This is a genomic window from Streptomyces sp. NPDC054786, assembly GCF_053611685.1.
Genome location: NZ_JBSHAW010000025.1, coordinates 62,927 through 81,488 on the forward strand (window position 1 = coordinate 62,927; position 18,562 = coordinate 81,488).

Sequence of the window (18,562 nt, forward strand, 5' to 3'; positions counted from 1 at the left end):
CGGTTTTTTTCGATGCGTACGTATCGGTGACCAGGCTACGATGCCGAAGCGATGCAAGCGCATCGGAACGTGTGCCGGTGCGTCGGGAACGTGCCGGAAGACGGCCCGAACGGTCCGGAAGAGGGCCGCCCGGGGCCGAGAGAAAGGGGAGGGCATGCGCAACGCGCTGTGGAAGATGGCGGCCCGCGCCCAGGCGGCGGCGGTACATAGCGGCGAGGTGTCGGCGGTGGAGCTGGTGGAGGCGCACCTGGAGCGGATCGCCGAGGTCAATCCGGCCGTCAACGCCGTCACCCAGCTCCTCGCCGAGCGGGCGCGGGGCGAGGCGGCGCAGACCGACCGCAGACGTGCGGCGGGTGACCGGCTCGGGCCGCTGGCCGGGGTGCCGTTCACCGTGAAGGAGACCACGGGCATCGAGGGGGTGCCGACGACCTACGGCGCGGAGCGATTCCGTGACGCCGTCGCGCACTGCGATGCGCCCCCGGTGGCGCGGCTGCGCGCGGCCGGCGGCATACCCATCGGGCACAGCAATGTTCCGACGCTCATCCTCGCCGGGATCCACACCCGCAGTGAGCTGTTCGGGGACACCGCGAACCCCTGGAGCGGTGCGGTCACACCGGGCGGCAGCAGTGGCGGCGACGGTGCGGCCGTGGCAACCGGGATGGCGCCGCTGGGACTCGGCAACGACTCCGGAGGGTCGGTGCGCCTTCCCGCGTCCTTCTGTGGCATCGCGGGGCTGAAGCCGACCTACGGACGGTTCGCCGCCGATCACCGGCTCGGACCGGACGACCCGTCCTTCGCGGCCCAGGTCCTCGTGGTCGACGGCCCCCTGGCCCGTACGGTCGGTGATCTGCGGCTCGCGTACGAGGTGCTGGCCGGGGCCGATCCGCGCGACCCGCGTGCCGTGCCGGTGCCTCCCTACGGGGAGCCGCTGGGGCACCCCCTCAAGGTGGCGAAGGTGACGGACCCCGGGGGCCGCGGTGTGCACCCTGTGGTGCGTCGGGCCGTGGAGAGCGCGGCCGAGGCGCTCCGGGATGCGGACTACGAGGTGTGCGAGGTGGCGGACGTACCGCGGCTGGAGGACGCCCTCGATGCCTACGGCCGGATGACGCTCACGGAGTTCGCCACCACCTGGCCGGTGGTCAAGCCGCTGCTCGGGGAGGGCGGCCATCGCTATATCGAGAGGGCGATGGCGAAGTCCCGCCCCGTGGAGCTGGCGGAGTATCTGCGGCTGACCGGGGTGCGAATGGGCCTCCAGCGGGACTGGGCGGCGTTCCTGGACGAGTATCCGCTGGTCCTGGGGCCGGTGTTCACCGATCCGCCGTTCGCTCCGGGGGAGGAGGTCTGGGACGAGGAGGGCCATCAGCGGGTGCAGCGCGCCCTGCGGCTGTGCACCGCCACCAGTTTCGTCGGAGTGCCCGCGGTGGCCGTACCCACCGGGGTGGTGGACGGGCTCCCGTACGGCGTGCAGCTGATCGGGCGCTCCTACCGGGAGGACCTGTGTCTGGCAGCGGCAGAGGCGGTGGAGCAGCGGCTGGGTGTCCAGACGCCGATCGACCCGCGCCCGTAAGGAAGTTCGGGCCGGTCGGAAGGTGACGCGCAGTGACCCCGTCTCGCCGTTGGGCCGTACGATGGCGCGGTGCTGGTCAAGTGGATTCGTCTCACCGTTGTGGACCGTCGAGGGTTCGAGCGGGGGCAGCGGAAATGGGCGGGGCTGCTGGGTGAGCCGGGGTTTCGAGGGCAGGGCGGGGGGTGGAGCCGGGGGCGGCCGGGCGTCGCGCATCTGGTGGCCTTCTGGGAGAGCCGGGCCTTCTACGACTCCTTCATGGCGCGCTCGCACGACCGGCTGGCGGCCGCCCAGGTCGGCACGTTCAAGGACGCCCAAGTGCGGCTGTTCGAGCACGAATTCGATGTGAAGGTGGGCTTCCGTCCGTCGTTCGGCGACGTGGACGTGCTGCGGCTGGCGCACTGCCAGGTACACCAGGACCGGGTGGATCACTTCATGCTGATGCAGGAGAAGGTCTGGAACCCCGCGATGGCGGGGTCGCCGGGAATGCTGCGGGGGATGCTGGGGCGGGCTCCGGGTGAGGAGTTCTTGGTGCTGTCGATGTGGCAGTCGGCGGCCGAGCGGGGGAAGTACCGGCCTGAACGGGTGGAGCGGCTGGCGCTGCGGGCCCAGATAGCCGCGGATGTCCGGGCGATCGCGGGCGACGTGGTGCAGCTCGAACCGTCGTGGACGGTGTGAGGGACGGCATGGTCAGGGGGCCGCGCCGGGGGAGTTGCCGGCCGTGCTGCCGGTGGTGAACGCGCCGGCGCGGGCGGCGGCCAGCGTGGCCGCCACGGCCTGGTCGGCAAGGGCGTCGTCCACCGGCTCCCGGGTGATGAACAGGCGGAAGAAGAGCGGTGCGGAGACCGAGCGGACGAGTGCGCCGGCGTCGATGGCGCGGTCCGGGGCGGTCCCGGAGGCGGTATCCGGCGGGGTGGCTTCCGGGGTGTCCGGCACAGTGTCAGGGGTTACCGGCAATTCCCCGCGCCGGACGGCGCGTTCGACGAGGACCTCGCAGCGCGTGAATCGCTCGGCATAGTAGTCACGCAGCGCCACGGCCGCCCGCTCCGACTGGAAGGCGGCGGCGATCATCGCGGAGCCTGATGCGGCCACTGCCGGGTCGGTGAAGGAAGCGACGACCTCGCGGGCCAGCGCGCGCAGATCGCCTTCCAGGGATCCGGTGTCGGGCGGGGCCCAGCTGTCCTCGCCCGCAAGATCGAGAGCGTCCGCCACCAGGCCCTCGACGTCCTTCCAGCGGCGGTACAGCGTCGTTTTGTGCACACCGGAGTGCTCCGCGACGTATTCGACCGTCAAGCCCGGATAGCCGTACTCGGTGAGTCCGGCCAGTACGGCGTCGCGGACGGCGGCGCGGGTGCGGGCGGTGCGGCCGCCGGGGCGCCGGGTGCCGGGGGTGGGCGCGGAACCGCCGGTCTCGCGCCCGTTCTCGTGCGCCGTCTCGTCAGGCAATTGCAACTCCATTGCGTTAGCGGCTTGCGTGTGCCATCCTCATCGTAATGCGACGAAGGTTGCATTTGCGTGGGAAGGGGCATTGAGTACTCGAAACTCATTACGCGACACCGTCAGGTTCTCCGTCTACCGGCTGCTGCTCACCGTGTGCCGCCGCCGTCTTGCCGCGGTCGCGCAGAGGCTGACCGCCCTGCTGTTGTCGTTCGGCTGCGTGCGCCATGTACAGAGCAGGAGATCTAGGCTGGCGGCATGGCCCGGCCCCGACGCATCGTCCTCATCCGCCATGGAGAGTCGGCGGGGAACGTCGATGACACCGTGTACGAGCGGGAGCCCGATCATGCACTCGCCCTCACCGAGACCGGGATGCGACAGGCGAAGGAAGCGGGTGGCCCGCTGCGCGAGATGTTCGGCGATGAACGGATCTCCGCCTATGTCTCGCCCTATCGACGCACCCACCAGACCTTCCGCGGACTCGCTCTCGATCCCGCCAAGGTGCGGGTGCGCGAGGAGCCCCGGCTACGCGAGCAGGACTGGGGGAACTGGCAGGACCGCGACGACGTACGACGGCAGAAGGCCTACCGCGACGCCTACGGCCACTTCTTCTACCGCTTCGCCCAGGGTGAGTCCGGAGCGGATGTCTACGACCGGGTCGGGGCGTTCCTGGAGAGCCTGTGGCGCAGCTTCGAGGACCCGAACCACCCGCCGAACGTCCTCATCGTCACGCACGGTCTGACCATGCGGCTGTTCTGTATGCGGTGGTTCCACTGGACGGTGGCGGAGTTCGAGTCGCTGTCCAATCCCGGTAACGCGGAACGGCGGACCCTGTTGCTCGGCCCGGACGGCCGCTACACCCTTGACCGGCCGTTTGAGCGCTGGTGTGTACCCGAGCCTTATGGCGCCACCGGTTAGAGTGCACAGCGATGACCCCCGACCACCGTGACGCAGACCGCTGTGCGCGAGCTCTGGCGAGCCTGCGCGGCCTCGCCGTGGGTGATGCCCTCGGATCCCAGTTCTTCGTCCCCGCCCACTACCCCTCTCTCAAGCGCCGCGAGCTGCCTCCTTCCCCCTGGCAGTGGACCGACGACACCGAGATGGCCTGCTCCGTCCTGGCCGTACTCACCGCCCATGGCCGGATCGACCAGGACGCACTGGCCCGGTCCTTCGCCGACCATCATGACTTCGACCGTGGCTACGGCCCGGCCGTCAACCGCATGCTGCGGCTGATTCGCGAGGGCGGCGACTGGCGCGAGCTGGCGTCCGGACTCTTCAACGGCCACGGCTCGTGGGGCAACGGAGCGGCCATGCGCATCGCTCCCCTCGGCGCCTGGTACGCCGACGACCCCGAGCAGGCCACCCACCAGGCGGAGATCTCCGCCTACACCACCCACCAACACCGCGAGGCCGTCGTCGGCGCCATGGCCGTCGCCGCCGCGGCCGCCCTGGTGGCCGACCCGGCCCGGGACGCCGGCCCCGAACAGCTGCTGGACGGCGTGCTGGAGCTCATCCCGCGCAGCGCCGTACAAGCCGGGCTGCGCCGCGCCCGCGACATGCTCGACTACGCCGACTCCGGCACCGTCGCCGCCGTCCTGGGCTGTGGACGGCGCACCAGCGCCCACGACACCGTGCCCTTCACGCTCTGGGCCGCGGCCCGGCATCTGGGCAACTATGAGCGGGCGTTTTGGACCACCGCGCAGGCGGGCGGCGATGTGGACACCACCTGCGCCATCGTCGGCGGCATCGTCGCCGCCGGCCACGCCGGCAACCCGCCCGAGGCATGGCTGGACGGCACCGAGCCGCTCCCGTCCTGGACCCCCGCCCTCGCCGGCTGATCACGTCGTTCCGTCCGGCCGCTGCCCTCGTCGCCCGCTGCGACGTACGCGCGCCCGTCCGCTTCCGTCCCGCCTGCGCCCTCCAACAGGCGGCACCGGACCGAGACTTCACTCCACACGGTCCCGCGCGGGCGTGGGGGATGCCGGAGTCCGATCCCGGCCGCGGCCGGCCTGAACCTACTTCCGCGTACCCATCGGTAACGGAACCGGCGGGTCCCGTTCGCAGCCCGCTCGCACGGTCGTTGGCACCGTTCGCCACCAGGTGGGGATCCGGTGCGGACGGCTGGACCGAATAGGCGTAACCTTGCTGGCGCCATGCCGTACGAGCCCCCCACCCATTCCGTCGAGCGATCATTGCGCGCCACGACGGGCGCCAAGATCGTTGCAGGTGTCGACGAGGTCGGGCGCGGAGCCTGGGCCGGTCCGGTCAGCGTCTGCGCAGCCATCACCGGTCTGCGCCGGCCGCCCGACGGACTCACCGATTCCAAGCTGCTGACCCCCAAACGCCGGACCGAACTGTGCCATGTGCTCGGCACGTGGGTCACGTCGTACGCCCTGGGGCACTCCTCACCGGAAGAGATCGACAAACTGGGGATGACCGCTGCCCTGCGGCTCGCGGCCGTACGCGCCCTGGAGGCGCTGCCGGTCCGGCCGGACGCGATCATTCTCGACGGCAAGCACGACTACCTGGGCGCGCCATGGCGGGTCCGCACGGTCATCAAGGGCGACCAGTCCTGCATCGCGGTCGCCGCCGCGTCCGTGATCGCCAAGGTGCGGCGCGACGCGATGATGGCCGAACTGGGCCTGGTATACGCCGACTTCGACTTCGCGGCCAACGCAGGCTACCCCTCGCCGACCCATCGCATTGCCCTGGAGGAGTACGGTCCTACGCCGCACCACCGAGTGTCGTGGTCCTACATGGATGCCCTGCCCCGCTGGCGGCATCTGAAGAAGGTGCGCATCACCCCCGAAGCAGCCGCTCTGGAAGCCGGTGGCCAACTCGGCTTCGATTTCTGAGCGGTACGGACATCAATTCGGTACCCGATGACGTGTTCCGCACTTACGTTTGATAGACATCCCTTTATGCCTCTCATCCCCGAGGAGCCTCAGATTCACGAGAGTGTCCCGGGTCCCCGCGCAACTCCGGCCGCCGGCCGTACCGCGCCGACCCCCCGTCCCGTTCCTGGTCCCGGTCCCCGCCCCGCGCCGCCGCGTGGCGCTCCCGCGTCCAGTGTCCGTCCGGGCAAGCCCGGACCTGCTGCCCCGCCGCGTGGGCCTGTCGCCGCTCCGCCGGCGCAGCGCACCAGCTCCCCGCAGCCGCCCGCCGGCAAGACCGGCACCGCCGCGGGAGCGCAGCTCCAGCTGATCCCGGCCCCCGCCGACGGCGCCGTCGACGCCGCCGACGAGGCCGTCGACCTGCTGCTGGACTCCGGGCGTGCGCCGGGCGACATCCTGGTGCTGACCACCGGTGAAACGCACCCGTGGGCCGCGCATGAACTGTCCTTCGGTGAGGCGTCCTACTGGGCCCAACACGACGCCGCGGACGATGTGTTCTACGCGGACGCCGGGGCCGAGCGTGCCACCGGCCGGCCCGTGGTGGTCGTCGCCGTCAACGGCGGTACGGACGAGGTCACCGCGCAGGCGCTGCCCGCGGCGATGGCCCGTGCCGGAGCGCTGCTGATCGTCTGCGGTGACCCGCAGCGGATCAACACTGTTCTCGGCGCGCCCGCCTGATCGCTGCCGCTTCGCAACAGCCCGTCGGCCCTGTAGGCCGTCGGGCTCGCTTGCGTTCCCGCATGGGCGAGGTCCGGAGGCCGGGGGCTTCGGCGGGGGAGGGGTGCGGCTGGCCGGTCGAGGCGGTCTGGCTTCTGCCGTGTACCGGGGCGCCGAGAGGGTGGGCCGTCTGCCGTCTGCCGTCTGCCGGAACGCTGGCCGCGGCTTCGGTCCCGTGTCGGAAGCCTGGGGCGTACGTCGGCCCGGACCGCTCAGCGTGCCGCCGTGTGCCGATGGGCTTCCGGGGCACCGCCTCCGGTGCGCCGCGGCATCGACCGATTCGGAGTGACGGGAAGATTCGCGGCCGTATGCGGCGCATCCGGACGTGCCGCCGTCGTGCGACGTGCCTCCATACGACCCGCTCCCGCACCGCGTGATTCCGTGACCGACTCGTTCACGGAGGCCGGCCTGGGGCGGCGCCCGCCCCGGCCCTCGCCCAGCACCTGCCAGCGGTCCGGGGTCAACGTGATGTATGCCCCGCAGCGGAGCCCGTGCAGGGTGCAGGCGTCGCGCAACCCCCACATCCACGCCCCGTCCGTCTCCGTCCAAAGGGGTTCGCCCTCACGGCAATAGAGCAGCACGGCGGTCCGGACAGGGGCGCGCAGCCGCAGGTCGTGCGGGATGACCCGGCGCAGATGCGCCAGCAGTACATTGCGGAACTCCCAGCCGTCGGGAGCGGCCGTGAACTCGGTGAACGAGGCACTGGCCGTCACCCGCTCATGCGTATCGAGCACCGCGACCACGGCCGTCGACGGCACCGGCCGATGACGGTCGTGCAGGCCGGCGACGACCTCACGGGGATTGCGCAGCAACGGGATACCGGCCGAAGCCCATTCGGCGGGCTCCAGCATCCGCTCCAGGCGGGCGGCGGAGTCGGCGGACGTGGGCGGGGACACCTGCGGGGGCGGGGCGAAGCCGAAGGTCACGTTCCTCCCATCGTCTACGCGTCCGCACGTCGGGCGGTGGCCGGGTGCGGGTACGCACCACGACATGGCCCTGCCTGACCACGGACGGCCGGTACGGGGAAGCAACTCCAATTCTTGCGGTCGTACAGGCATGCGGCAACGAGCAATTCCCGCCCGCGACCGGAATCGCCCGGAGAACGGCAAATATCCCTACTCATCGCCGCATCGAGGCAGGCCGTACCACTCCTAGCCCTGTACGGCGAGGACCAGCGGAAACACCTCCTCGGCCCCCGCCCGGCGCAGCAGCCGGGCGGCCACGGCCAGCGTCCAGCCGGTATCGGCGTAGTCGTCCACCAACAGCACCGGGCCGCCCGCCGAGGCCAGAGCCTGCGCCAGCTCCGGCGGCACGCCCAGCGAACCGTGCAGAGCCCGTAGCCGCTGGGCACTGTTGCTGCGCGGAATCCGGCCGTCGCCACCGTCGTCCACCGAGGTCACCGTGCCCAGGAACGGCATGCGGCCGACCGCGGCGATCCGCTCGGCCAGTGACCGGATCAGCTGCGGGCGGCTGTGCGAGGAGAGTGCGACGACGCCCACCGGGCGGGCCGGTGCATCAGCCGCACCCGAGGCCCAACCACCGGGCCCCTTGGCCCAGTCGGCGAGCACGGTGACCACCGCGGCCGCCACGTCGTCGGGGACCGGGCCGTCCGGCGCCTGTGGTGCGAGCATCGGCCGCAGACGGTTGCCCCACCCGATGTCGGAGAGCCGTCCCAGGGCCCGGCCGGTCGCGGCCAGCTCACCTGCCGCGATACGCCCCTTGAGGTCGACACCGACGGCCGGCAGCCCAGTCGGCCACATCCGCCGCGGCTCCACTTCCACGCCGGGCCGCCCCAGCTCACCCCGCGCCGCATCCAGCGAGGCGGCGGACACCTCGGTGGTGAACCGCGCCTCGGCGCAGTTGTCGCAGCGGCCGCACGCCACGGCCGCCTCGTCGTCCAACTGCCGGCGCAGGAACTCCATCCGGCAGCCGGTCGTGGTGGCGTACTCCCGCATTGCCTGCTGTTCGGCCTCGCGCTGGCGTGACACCCACGCATAGCGCTCGGCGTCGTACGACCATGGCCGGCCGGTGGACGTCCAGCCGCCCTTGACGCGCTGCACGGCGCCGTCCACATCGAGCACCTTGAGCATGATCTCCAGGCGCGAGCGGCGCAGTTCGACCTGCGGCTCCAGGGCCGGCAGCGACACCGGCCGGCCGGCGGCAGCCAGGACGTCCAGGGTCCGCCGCACCTGCTCCTCGGGCGGGAACGCCAACGAGGCGAAGTACTTCCAGATCGCCTCGTCCTCCCGCCCGGGCAGCAGGAGGACCTCGGCGTGCTTGACCCCACGGCCGGCCCGGCCCACCTGCTGGTAGTACGCGATGGGGGACGACGGCGAGCCCATGTGCACCACGAAACCCAGGTCGGGCTTGTCGAAGCCCATGCCCAGCGCCGACGTCGCCACCAGGGCCTTGACGCGGTTGGCGAGCAGATCGTCCTCGGCTTGCTGACGGTCGGCGTTCTCCGTCTTGCCGGTGTACGAGGAGACCGTGTGCCCGCGATGGCGAAGGAAGGCCGTGACCTCCTCGGCGGCGGCAACGGTGAGCGTATAGATGATCCCCGAGCCCGGCAGCTCGTGCAGATGGTCCGCAAGCCAGGCGAGCCGGTGCGCGGCGTCCGGCAGCGGGAGGACGCCCAGGCTGAGGCTCTCCCGGTCCAGTGGCCCGCGCAGAACCAGCGCCTCGGTGGAGCCCTCGCCCGTGCCGAGCTGTTCGGCGACATCCGCGGTCACTCGTGCGTTGGCCGTGGCGGTGGTGGCGAGCACGGGCACACCGGGCGGGAGGTCGGCGAGCATGGTGCGCAGCCGCCGGTAGTCCGGCCGGAAATCATGGCCCCAGTCGGAGATGCAGTGCGCTTCGTCGACGACCAGCAGACCGGTTGCCGCCGCGAGCTTGGGCAGCACCTGATCGCGGAAATCGGGGTTGTTGAGCCGCTCGGGGCTGACCAGCAGGACATCCACGTCGCCGGCCGCCACCTCGGCCTGGACGGTGTCCCACTCCTCGGTGTTGGCGGAGTTGATCGTGCGGGCGCGGATCCCGGCCCGCGCGGCTGCCTCGACCTGATTGCGCATCAGCGCGAGCAGCGGGGAAACGATCACGGTGGGTCCGCTGCCGCGCTCACGCAGCAGCGCCGTCGCGACGAAATAGACCGCGGACTTGCCCCAGCCCGTGCGCTGTACGACCAGTGCGCGGCGGTGGTCGGCGACCAGCGCCTCGATCGCCCGCCACTGATCCTCACGCAGCCTGGCCTCGCCGCCGGGATCCCCGACGAGGCGGGTCAGGACGGCGTCGGCCGCGGCACGCAGATCTTCGTTGCTCATGCCCCCATGCAACCCGATGCCACTGACAACGCGCGAACCCTCGCCCGAAGCTGTGGATAACCTCGTCGCCCGCGAGTTATCCACAGGGGTCGCGGCGCAGCGGCCGGCCGCGGGATCTTCGAGCCATGAATCCGCACAGCGAACCGAGCAAGCGCACCGGCGACATCCACTCGACCCCCACGCCCGCCGACCCCTCCGCCGCGAATTCCTCGAACCCCTCGAACTCTCCTCGCACTCCCCGCGACCCGAAGCCGGATGCCCCCGCCGACGCGCCCGGCGCAGCCGGATCCGCCCCCACGGCACCCACCGACCCGGCCGGCCCCACCGAAGCTTCCAGCCCGCCCGGCCCCGCAAAAGCCACCAACCCTTCTGCTCCCGCTGACACCACTGTCCCCCTGACCTCGTCCGACCTCACCGGCTCCATGACCCCGTCACTTCCCTCCCGCCCCTCCCACTCCTCCACCCCCTCCGACGCGACCAAGGCCCCGTCCGCCGAAGCCCAGGTCACCCTGCGCGGCCCGGCCGAGCTCGCCGACGCCCTGCCGTATCTCATGGGCTTCTATCCGGACGACAGCGTCGTGATGGTCGCGCTGAACGGCGAGCACGGACGCTTCGGCGGCCGGGTCAGGCTCGGCATCCCCACCGACACCGCGCAGTGGCCGGATGTTGCCGACCAGCTTGCCGAGTGCCTGATCTCCGCAGGCCAGGACCGTGACACCCGTCCCGCGGCGATCATCGTCTACCTCTGCCAGGAGCCGGTGGCGGGCGAGAGCGGCAAGGACGTCAAGGACCGCCTTCGCCCCCTCGCCCAGCGGCTGCGCACTGCCTGCGGCGCGCTCGACGTACCGGTCCTGGAAGCCCTGTGCCTCTCCAACGGCCGCTTCTGGTCCTACTGCTGCCCCGACTTCCGGTGCTGCCCCGCGGAGGGCACACCCATGGTCATGCCGGGCACGTCCGTCATGGCCGCGGCCGCCGCCTACGCGGGAATGCAGGTGCGCGGCTCCCTCAAGGAAATGGAGGCCAGGCTCACGCCCCGCACGGGTCTGCGGGCCGCCGAACAGGAGAAGGCGCTGGACGCGGCCGCCGGCGCGCTGGTTCCGCGCATGCTCCGGCGGGATGGCGCGGCGGACGTCCGCCGGAACACCCTCGACATGGCCGGCGCCATGATCCACCGGTTCCGTCAGGACACCCCCTCGGGCAGCAACCGGGCCAGGGACGCCTGTGACGACGCACTGATCACCGACGCCGAGGCCGCCGATCTCATCCTCGGCCTGCAGGACCGGGTCACCCGCGACCGGGCGGCGGAGTGGATGGACGGCTCCGCTGCCGCGCCGGCCCTTCGGCTCTGGCGTGCCCTCGCCCGCCGCTGTGCCGGCGGCTATGTCGAACACGCGGTGGCACCGCTCACCCTCGCCGGCTGGGTCTGCTGGTCCACCGAGGACGGACCCTCGGCGCGCGTCGCCCTCAGCTGCGCCTTGGCCCTCGACCCCGACTACACCTTCGCCCAGCTGCTGCACCGGGCCATCAACGAAGGCCTCGACCCGGAGCCGCTGCGCCGCTGCCTGCGCGAGCAGCACCGAGAGGCGGTGACCACCGCCGAGCCCGCCGTCCCCGCGCCTGCCGCCAAGAAGACACCGCAGCCCACGAAACGCCCCGGGCCGACCCGCTCCGGACCGGCCGGCCGCCCCCGCGGACCACGCGGTGGCACGGGCCCCGGTTCGCGTACGACCGACGGGCGCGGCAGGCGCCGGGCCGGCCGGAATGGCGACCGGAGCCGGCGGTGACCCTGCCGTCGCTGCGCGGCCGGCGTGACCTGGGCGCCGGCCGGGCCGTTCACCTGAGTGGAGCGGCCCGTACGGAGCCCCGACCTCATCAGGGAGCGCAGAACGTGCCAGGCCTCGTCCCCACTTCTCAGCCGGCCAGCCGGCTGCCCGGAGAACGGCGCCCGGCGCCGCCCCGGGTCCCGCAGCCCCAACCCGTCCACTCCTCACTCGTCTGTGTGGCCCTCCCGGCCCTCGCCGTGTCCCCGGCGTCGGGGCAGCTGACCGGCAGCGGCATGGACGGCTTCTACCGTGACGGCCGGCGGGTCCTGTCCCGCTGCGAACTGCGGGTCGCGGGCGACGAACCGCTCATCGTCCAAGGGCGGTTGACGGGCGTGGACCGAGCCCGGTTCATCGGGACGATCCGCAGGGCCGGAGAGCGCGGGCCGGACCCGGAGATCCGTCTGGAGCGGCTGCGATCCGCCGACGGCACCGAGCAGATCACGTTCCGCAGCAGTGCCACGCGGCCCGTTCGGCTGGCGGTCGAGATCCGGCTGGGCACGGACCTTGCGGAGCTCGGCGCCGTCGCCGTCGGCCTCCCGGGCCCCGAACTGCGGGCCGCTGTCCACGGCGCCGGGCTCCGCTGGTCCGGGACCGGTGTGCACGCAGTGGTGTCCGCGACGCCCTCACCTCAGGATGCGCTGGCCTCGGCGGGACTGCTGCGCTGGGAACTCGATCTGCCGGCCGGCGGCCACCGCAGCATCGAACTGCGCGCCGGTCTGGAGTACGAGCCCGGCGGACCGGGCGGCCCTTTGGAGCACCGGCGTGCAGCGGACGTCCGCATCCCCGCACCGCGCACGGGAGCGGTCGCTGCGCGGAGACGCAGCGACCGGCCGCCGCGCCCCTGGACGGCGGCCCGGCTGGAGTGCGACGACCGTCGGGCCGACGCCCTCATGGCGAGCAGCCTCGACGATCTCCACGGCCTGGTGATGCGGGACCCGGTCGCCGCTACGGACATGTATGTCGCCGGCGGATTCCCGTGGCGTTGCGGCCTGGCACCGGTCGAGGCGCTGTGGACCGCCCGGATGCTGCTGCCCCTGGGCACCAAGCTCGCCGCGGGCACGCTGCGCGCGCTCGCCCGTAGCCAACAAGCCGCGCCAGGGGCGGATTTCGGCCGAATTCCCGGCGCTCTGCGGGACGCAGGGCCGCACTCAACACCCAGCTGCGCCGGCATCGAGGCAACCCTTCTGTTCCCCGCCGTTCTCGCGGAGGCCCGCCGTTGGGGCCTGCCCCAGCACGAGACCGAGCGGCTGCTGCCCGCCGCGGAGCGCTGCCTGACGTGGCTGAGGAGGGTCACCGACCCATCGGTCGGCGGCCGCGGCGGTTACGTCCCCGATCCCGCGCCCGGCGGACCGTACCGCTGCGAGACCCAGGCCCATGCCCATCGCGCGGCCCTCCTGGGCGCCGACCTCCTCGATGCCTTCCACTCGTCCGACGCGGCGGCGCTGCGGGACTGGGCGGCCGACCTGCGCACCCGGTTCCGCAGGGACTTCTGGCTGGAGGGCGCGGCGGTCGGCCGTCCCGCCGCCCTGCTCACCGCCGACGGCCGACCGGTCCCGCACCTCGGTTCCGCCTCCGCCCATCTCCTCGACACCGGACTGCTCGGTGGCGGCGCTCTGGCCCCCGGCCTGCTGGACGCGGCACGGACCGGCCAGCTGGCCGGTCTGCTGGGCAGCCCGGCCATGGACTCCGGGTGGGGCCTGCGAGGGCTGAGTGCCAAGGAGAGTGGCTACAACCCCTTCGGCCACCGCAGCGGCGCGGTCCGCGTCCACGAGACGGCGGTCGCCGCCGCCGGCCTGGCCGCAGCCGGCCACGAGCGGGCGGCCGACGCACTGACCAAAGGCGTCCTCGACGCCGCGGACAGTTTCCGGTACCGCCTCCCCGAGATGTACGCAGGCGAGCAGCGCACCGCCGGCGGCGCCCCCGTACCGCATCCGGCGGCCTGCCGTCCCGCTGCCGTGGCGGCGGCCGGCGCTGTGCACATACTCGTCGCGCTCGCGGGCCTGCGGCCCGACGTTCCCGCTGGGACGGTGTCCGTGCGGCCGCTCGGTACCGTCCCGCTCGGCGCGATGCAGCTCACCGGTCTGTGTGTCGCGGAGCAGCCGTTCGCGGTACGGATCAGCAGGCTCGGCATGGGGATGGTGGAGACGGCGGCAGAAGGCCTGCAACTGGGGTCGTGAGGTGCTCCGGGGCCTGTTTATCGTCAAGGGGACGACTATGATCACGCCCATGCCTCCCTACGACCCGTCGGCCTTCCCGCCCTTCGCCGTCACTGTCGACCTGGTCGTGCTCACCGTGCGCCGCCACGCCCTGTGCGCGCTGGCCGTGCGTCGCGGTGAGCCGCCGTTCCAGGGCCGCTGGGCCCTGCCCGGTGGTTTCGTCCGGGCCGATGAGGATCTCGAGGCCGCGGCCGCCAGGGAGCTCACCGAGGAGACCGGTCTGCACGCCCATTCCCCGGCGGGCCCGCCCCCCGTGTACGGCGCACACCTCGAACAGCTCGCCACGTACGGCGACCCCAAGCGGGATCCTCGGATGCGGGTCGTCAGCGTCGCGCACCTGGCGCTCGCCCCCGACCTGCCCGCGCCCACGGCCGGCGGCGACGCCCACAGCGCGCGCTGGGCACCCGTAGAGACCCTCCTGGAGCAGGACGACACCCTCGCCCGCGAGGGCGAGCTGGCGGCCCCACTGGCCTTCGACCACGCCCGGATCCTCGCCGATGGCGTGGAGCGCGCCCGCTCGAAGATCGAATACTCCTCGCTCGCCACGGCCTTCTGCCCGCCGGAGTTCACCGTCGGCGAGCTGCGCCGGGTGTACGAGGCGGTCTGGGGCGTTGCCCTGGATCCCCGTAACTTCCACCGCAAGGTGACCGGCACCCCCGGGTTCCTGGTGCCCACGGGCGGCACGACGACGCGTCAGGGCGGCCGCCCCGCACAGTTGTTCCGGGCCGGTGGGGCGACGCTTCTCAACCCGCCGATGCTGCGCCCCGAGGTCTGAGCCCGGGCAAAGCCCACGGCACCGCGGGGCGGAAGTTCACCCGCAGTGACACGACAAACCGTCAAGATTGAACATTGCGAGAAAATAAGACATATCGCGGTACCTTGGGCGGGTGAGTCCCTTCGCGTCCCTTGCAGCTTCCGACCGGCCTCACGCCCCGCCAGGGGCGCGATGTCTCGCGCCGCCGGGCCGCCCGGCGAAATCCGCAGCCCGTATCCGGCCGCTGTCGGCGCCCCCGACGGAGGGGTGTCGCGCGCCCGTGGCGCCACCCCGTTAGCGCCCGGCCCGCCCCGTTCCGTGGCTGCCCACCCCGCCCGTGACCACTTGCCCCGTCCGCCGGCCCGGCCCCCTCTGCGGTCCTGGCCTCGGCTCTGGCGCGGCTTCCGTGGCGGCGCCCGTCATCACCCTTATCGAGTGCCCTGCTCTTGCTGTCAGTTGGGCGGGACCGCTGCACGGTCGTGTGCAGGCGGGGTTATCGGAGGTCGGTGTATTCCGCTTCACCGCAACGGGATTGCCGGAGGGCGCTGTCGTAGTGCCCGGCAGGGGGCGATCCACTGTCCAGCCGCCGCGTCAAGTACCCGTTCGCAATCGACCAAGACGCATCTGTTCGTGATGTGGCTCGCGTGCCAACCCGTAGGCAGCGCCCTGGTGTTGTCGTCAACCCGTCTGGTCTGCGGATATGTGCTCGCGATACCGTTCGGCTTCTTCCGCTGATCGAGTAAGGCATATATTTTGGCGCCCTGTTGTTGCGGCTGCTGTTCACAACTCGCCATGGAGAGCGCATTTCTTTCCGATAAAGCGTCAATTAGGGGATGGGGGGCGATCACCCTTTCGTGTGCTTTTCACCAAAGACCTCAAGGGTGTTCAGGGTGTCGCCGACAAAAGATGCGTGAGTACCCTTGCGCACACCATGATGACCGCGGCTCGCCCCGGCGACACCGGCCTCGCAGGCCCGGGCGAGCTTGACCGCTACCCCTACGCGAACGCCGCCAACGCCGCGAACGCCAACAACGCAGCCGGCCACGACCGTGCCGAGCGCGTTTCGCAGGTCTGGGACGGCTCCGAGGCAGACATCGGCCGGGTCGGCCGTCGCACGGCCGGCAGCCGCGGCCGCGGCCTGCACGGTCAACTCGTCCAGCAGCTCGGGCAGATGATCGTCTCCGGGGACCTCGGCGCCGACCGCCCGCTCGTCCCCGAGGAGATCGGCCAGCGCTTCGAGGTCTCCCGCACCGTCGTCCGTGAGTCGCTGCGAGTCCTCGAGGCCAAGGGCCTCGTCAGCGCTCGCCCGAACGTGGGCACCCGAGTGCGCCCGGTAAGCGACTGGAACCTCCTCGACCCCGACATCATCGAATGGCGGGCCTACGGGCCCCAGCGTGACGACCAGCGCCGCGAGCTCTCCGAGCTGCGCTGGACGATCGAGCCCCTCGCCGCCAGGCTCGCCGCCGGCCATGGCCGGGAAGACATCCAGCAGCGGCTGGCCGACATGGTCGAGATCATGGGGCACTCCGCGGCCCAGGGCGACACCATGACCTTCTCCCGCGCCGACGCCGAGTTCCACTCGCTGCTGCTGCAGCTCGCCGGTAACCGCATGCTCGAGCATCTCTCGGGCATCGTCTCCGCCGCCCTCCATGTCTCGGGCGGCCCCGGCGGCGGCTGCGAGCGTCCGGTCGAGACGTCCGTGGGCCAGCACATGCGGGTCGTCGACGCCATCGGATCCGGCGACGCCACGGCAGCCGAATCCGCGATGCGCCAGCTCCTCGCCGCCCATGGCGAGGTCGTCGGCCAGGGCCCCGGGACGCCCGTGGACCACGTCGTCCCCGCGCCCCGCGAGCACTGAAGGTCCGCACCCGACCGCGTACGGACCGTGGTCGCCGCACGGCCCAGTGCCCTGCGCACCCCTCGGGGCAGGGCACGCCGTACACGGCGAGGCGCAGAAATATCGCCGGATCCGGGTCGCCGACCGGATCCGGCGACAGGTCTTGGGAGGGTTGCATGTCATATGACTGGGAATGGGTCGTTATGGGGTGTGACTCGGGCCACGCAGATTGGGCGTAACGCTCTTCCGGGAAGCGCGATGACTTAAGAGGTGATAGCCGAGGAGGGAATACGAGCGGCGTTCGTGACGCTGTTCAACTCCCCGGTTGCCCCTGCGCCGTCGGTCCATCCCCACCGGCGGTCGTCGGCTCCGATCCACATTGGACGGGGTCGGAAGCCGTTTCCATCGTTCCGAGAGGTTGTTCGTGTCGGCCAGCACATCCCGTACGCTCCCGCCGGAGATCGCCGAGTCCGAGTCTGTGATGGCGCTCATCGAGCGGGGAAAGGCAGATGGGCAGATCGCCGGCGATGACGTGCGTCGGGCCTTCGAGGCTGACCAGATTCCGCCAACCCAGTGGAAGAACGTTCTGCGCAGCCTCAACCAGATCCTCGACGAGGAGGGTGTGACGCTGATGGTCAGTGCCGCAGAGGCGCCCAAGCGCACCCGCAAGAGCGTCGCAGCGAAGAGTCCGGCGAAGCGCACCGCCACCAAGACCGTCGCGGCGAAGGCCGCCACGGTCAAGAAGACCACCGCCGCCGCGGCCCCCGCCCCTTTGGCGGACCCGTCGGCCGATGAGTCCGAGTCCGCGCCTGCAAAGAAGGCGGCGGCGAAGAAGACGACCGCCAAGAAGACGGTCGCGAAGAAGGCCACGGCCAAGAAGGCCACCGCAAAGAAGACCGCGTCCAAGAAGGACGCCGACGAGCTGCTCGACGACGAGGCGACCGAAGAGACCCCGGCACCCGGCAAGGGTGACGCGCCCGAGGCCGCCGAGGGCGCGGAGAACGCCGGTTTCGTCCTGTCCGACGACGACGAGGACGACGCGCCTGCGCAGCAGGTCGCCGCGGCCGGTGCCACCGCCGACCCGGTCAAGGACTACCTCAAGCAGATCGGTAAGGTCCCGCTCCTCAACGCCGAGCAGGAGGTGGAGCTCGCCAAGCGCATCGAGGCGGGGCTGTTCGCCGAGGACAAGCTGGCGAACTCCGACAAGCTCGCACCGAAGCTCAAGCGTGAGCTGGAGATCATCGCCGAGGACGGCCGACGGGCGAAGAACCACCTCCTGGAGGCCAACCTCCGTCTGGTCGTCTCCCTGGCCAAGCGGTACACGGGCCGCGGCATGCTGTTCCTGGACCTGATCCAGGAGGGCAACCTCGGTCTGATCCGTGCGGTCGAGAAGTTCGACTACACCAAGGGCTACAAGTTCTCGACCTACGCCACGTGGTGGATCCGTCAGGCCATCACCCGCGCCATGGCCGACCAGGCCCGTACGATCCGTATCCCCGTCCACATGGTCGAGGTCATCAACAAGCTCGCGCGCGTCCAGCGCCAGATGCTCCAGGACCTGGGCCGCGAGCCCACCCCGGAGGAGCTGGCCAAGGAACTCGACATGACCCCCGAAAAGGTCATCGAGGTCCAGAAGTACGGCCGTGAGCCGATCTCGCTGCACACCCCGCTGGGCGAGGACGGCGACAGCGAGTTCGGTGACCTCATCGAGGACTCCGAGGCAGTCGTCCCGGCCGATGCGGTCAGCTTCACGCTTCTGCAGGAGCAGCTGCACTCGGTGCTGGACACGCTCTCCGAGCGTGAGGCCGGCGTCGTGTCCATGCGCTTCGGCCTCACCGACGGCCAGCCCAAGACGCTGGACGAGATCGGCAAGGTCTACGGCGTCACGCGTGAGCGGATCCGTCAGATCGAGTCGAAGACGATGTCGAAGCTGCGTCACCCGTCGCGTTCCCAGGTGCTGCGCGACTACCTCGACTAGTCCAACCGCCCCAAGAGCGCCACGA

At 71.5% G+C, this 18,562-nt stretch carries 14 protein-coding genes; 11 read left to right on the plus strand and 3 right to left on the minus strand.

The window, feature by feature from the left end; genetic code table 11:
* The first annotated feature begins 154 nt into the window (after positions 1-154).
* Both ACWGI6_RS21840 and ACWGI6_RS21845 read left to right on the plus strand, forming a co-directional pair.
* A complete protein-coding gene (locus tag ACWGI6_RS21840; protein ID WP_453269064.1) occupies positions 155-1,567 on the plus strand; it encodes an amidase in 1,413 nt (470 codons plus the stop codon).
* A gap of 69 nt (positions 1,568-1,636) precedes the next feature.
* Complete coding sequence (locus ACWGI6_RS21845) at positions 1,637-2,242, plus strand: YdbC family protein (protein ID WP_393909316.1); 606 nt, start codon at positions 1,637-1,639, stop codon at positions 2,240-2,242.
* Positions 2,243-2,254: 12 nt separating this feature from the next.
* Here the strand turns inward: ACWGI6_RS21845 and ACWGI6_RS21850 are convergent, their stop codons facing one another.
* Positions 2,255-3,022 (minus strand): TetR/AcrR family transcriptional regulator C-terminal ligand-binding domain-containing protein, encoded by a 768-nt coding sequence (locus tag ACWGI6_RS21850; protein ID WP_453269065.1) that lies wholly within the window; start codon positions 3,020-3,022, stop codon positions 2,255-2,257.
* A 237-nt stretch (positions 3,023-3,259) separates the two neighbouring features.
* Between ACWGI6_RS21850 and ACWGI6_RS21855 the strand changes: the two genes are divergently transcribed.
* From ACWGI6_RS21855 to ACWGI6_RS21870, 4 genes are all read left to right on the plus strand, one after another.
* Positions 3,260-3,919 carry a histidine phosphatase family protein gene (locus ACWGI6_RS21855; protein WP_453269066.1) on the plus strand — a complete coding sequence of 220 codons (660 nt, stop codon included), beginning with the start codon at positions 3,260-3,262 and terminating at the stop codon, positions 3,917-3,919.
* Between the two features lie 11 nt (positions 3,920-3,930).
* Complete coding sequence (locus ACWGI6_RS21860) at positions 3,931-4,839, plus strand: ADP-ribosylglycohydrolase family protein (protein WP_453269067.1); 909 nt, start codon at positions 3,931-3,933, stop codon at positions 4,837-4,839.
* A 315-nt stretch (positions 4,840-5,154) separates the two neighbouring features.
* Positions 5,155-5,856 (plus strand): ribonuclease HII, encoded by a 702-nt coding sequence (locus tag ACWGI6_RS21865; protein ID WP_453269068.1) that lies wholly within the window; start codon positions 5,155-5,157, stop codon positions 5,854-5,856.
* A 66-nt stretch (positions 5,857-5,922) separates the two neighbouring features.
* Entirely contained in the window at positions 5,923-6,573 is a 651-nt protein-coding gene (locus ACWGI6_RS21870) for a hypothetical protein (protein WP_453269069.1), read from the plus strand.
* 251 nt (positions 6,574-6,824) lie between these two features.
* On the opposite strand, the gene ACWGI6_RS21875 is transcribed toward ACWGI6_RS21870, so the two are convergent.
* Both ACWGI6_RS21875 and ACWGI6_RS21880 read right to left on the minus strand, forming a co-directional pair.
* Positions 6,825-7,538 carry a hypothetical protein gene (locus ACWGI6_RS21875; protein WP_453269070.1) on the minus strand — a complete coding sequence of 238 codons (714 nt, stop codon included), beginning with the start codon at positions 7,536-7,538 and terminating at the stop codon, positions 6,825-6,827.
* Between the two features lie 225 nt (positions 7,539-7,763).
* On the minus strand, positions 7,764-9,929 hold the full coding sequence (locus ACWGI6_RS21880; protein WP_453269071.1) for a RecQ family ATP-dependent DNA helicase: 2,166 nt from the start codon (positions 9,927-9,929) through the stop codon (positions 7,764-7,766).
* A gap of 125 nt (positions 9,930-10,054) precedes the next feature.
* On the opposite strand from ACWGI6_RS21880, the gene ACWGI6_RS21885 reads away from it, so the two are divergent.
* From ACWGI6_RS21885 to ACWGI6_RS21905, 5 genes are all read left to right on the plus strand, one after another.
* The gene (locus ACWGI6_RS21885) at positions 10,055-11,713 is read left to right on the plus strand and encodes a DUF4192 family protein (protein ID WP_453269072.1); all 1,659 of its coding nucleotides are present in this window, start codon (positions 10,055-10,057) and stop codon (positions 11,711-11,713) included.
* Between the two features lie 215 nt (positions 11,714-11,928).
* Positions 11,929-13,929 (plus strand): glycogen debranching N-terminal domain-containing protein, encoded by a 2,001-nt coding sequence (locus ACWGI6_RS21890; protein WP_453269073.1) that lies wholly within the window; start codon positions 11,929-11,931, stop codon positions 13,927-13,929.
* Positions 13,930-13,978: 49 nt separating this feature from the next.
* Positions 13,979-14,743, plus strand: coding sequence for an NUDIX hydrolase (locus tag ACWGI6_RS21895; protein WP_453269074.1), 765 nt, complete (start codon positions 13,979-13,981; stop codon positions 14,741-14,743).
* A gap of 835 nt (positions 14,744-15,578) precedes the next feature.
* Positions 15,579-16,580, plus strand: a complete 1,002-nt coding sequence (locus ACWGI6_RS21900) for a FadR/GntR family transcriptional regulator (protein ID WP_453269075.1) — start codon at positions 15,579-15,581, stop codon at positions 16,578-16,580.
* 397 nt (positions 16,581-16,977) lie between these two features.
* Complete coding sequence (locus ACWGI6_RS21905) at positions 16,978-18,537, plus strand: RNA polymerase sigma factor (RefSeq protein WP_453269076.1); 1,560 nt, start codon at positions 16,978-16,980, stop codon at positions 18,535-18,537.
* The last annotated feature ends 25 nt before the right edge of the window (positions 18,538-18,562 follow it).

What these genes read in the sequence shown, in the direction of transcription:
- ACWGI6_RS21840 (WP_453269064.1), top strand. Translation starts at nt 155, where the DNA reads ATGCGCAACGCGCTGTGGAAGATGGCGGCCCGCGCCCAGGCGGCGGCG.
- ACWGI6_RS21850 (WP_453269065.1), bottom strand. Translation starts at nt 3,022, where the DNA reads ATGGAGTTGCAATTGCCTGACGAGACGGCGCACGAGAACGGGCGCGAG.
- ACWGI6_RS21855 (WP_453269066.1), top strand. Translation starts at nt 3,260, where the DNA reads ATGGCCCGGCCCCGACGCATCGTCCTCATCCGCCATGGAGAGTCGGCG.
- ACWGI6_RS21860 (WP_453269067.1), top strand. Translation starts at nt 3,931, where the DNA reads ATGACCCCCGACCACCGTGACGCAGACCGCTGTGCGCGAGCTCTGGCG.
- ACWGI6_RS21865 (WP_453269068.1), top strand. Translation starts at nt 5,155, where the DNA reads ATGCCGTACGAGCCCCCCACCCATTCCGTCGAGCGATCATTGCGCGCC.
- ACWGI6_RS21870 (WP_453269069.1), top strand. Translation starts at nt 5,923, where the DNA reads ATGCCTCTCATCCCCGAGGAGCCTCAGATTCACGAGAGTGTCCCGGGT.
- ACWGI6_RS21880 (WP_453269071.1), bottom strand. Translation starts at nt 9,929, where the DNA reads ATGAGCAACGAAGATCTGCGTGCCGCGGCCGACGCCGTCCTGACCCGC.
- ACWGI6_RS21885 (WP_453269072.1), top strand. Translation starts at nt 10,055, where the DNA reads ATGAATCCGCACAGCGAACCGAGCAAGCGCACCGGCGACATCCACTCG.
- ACWGI6_RS21895 (WP_453269074.1), top strand. Translation starts at nt 13,979, where the DNA reads ATGCCTCCCTACGACCCGTCGGCCTTCCCGCCCTTCGCCGTCACTGTC.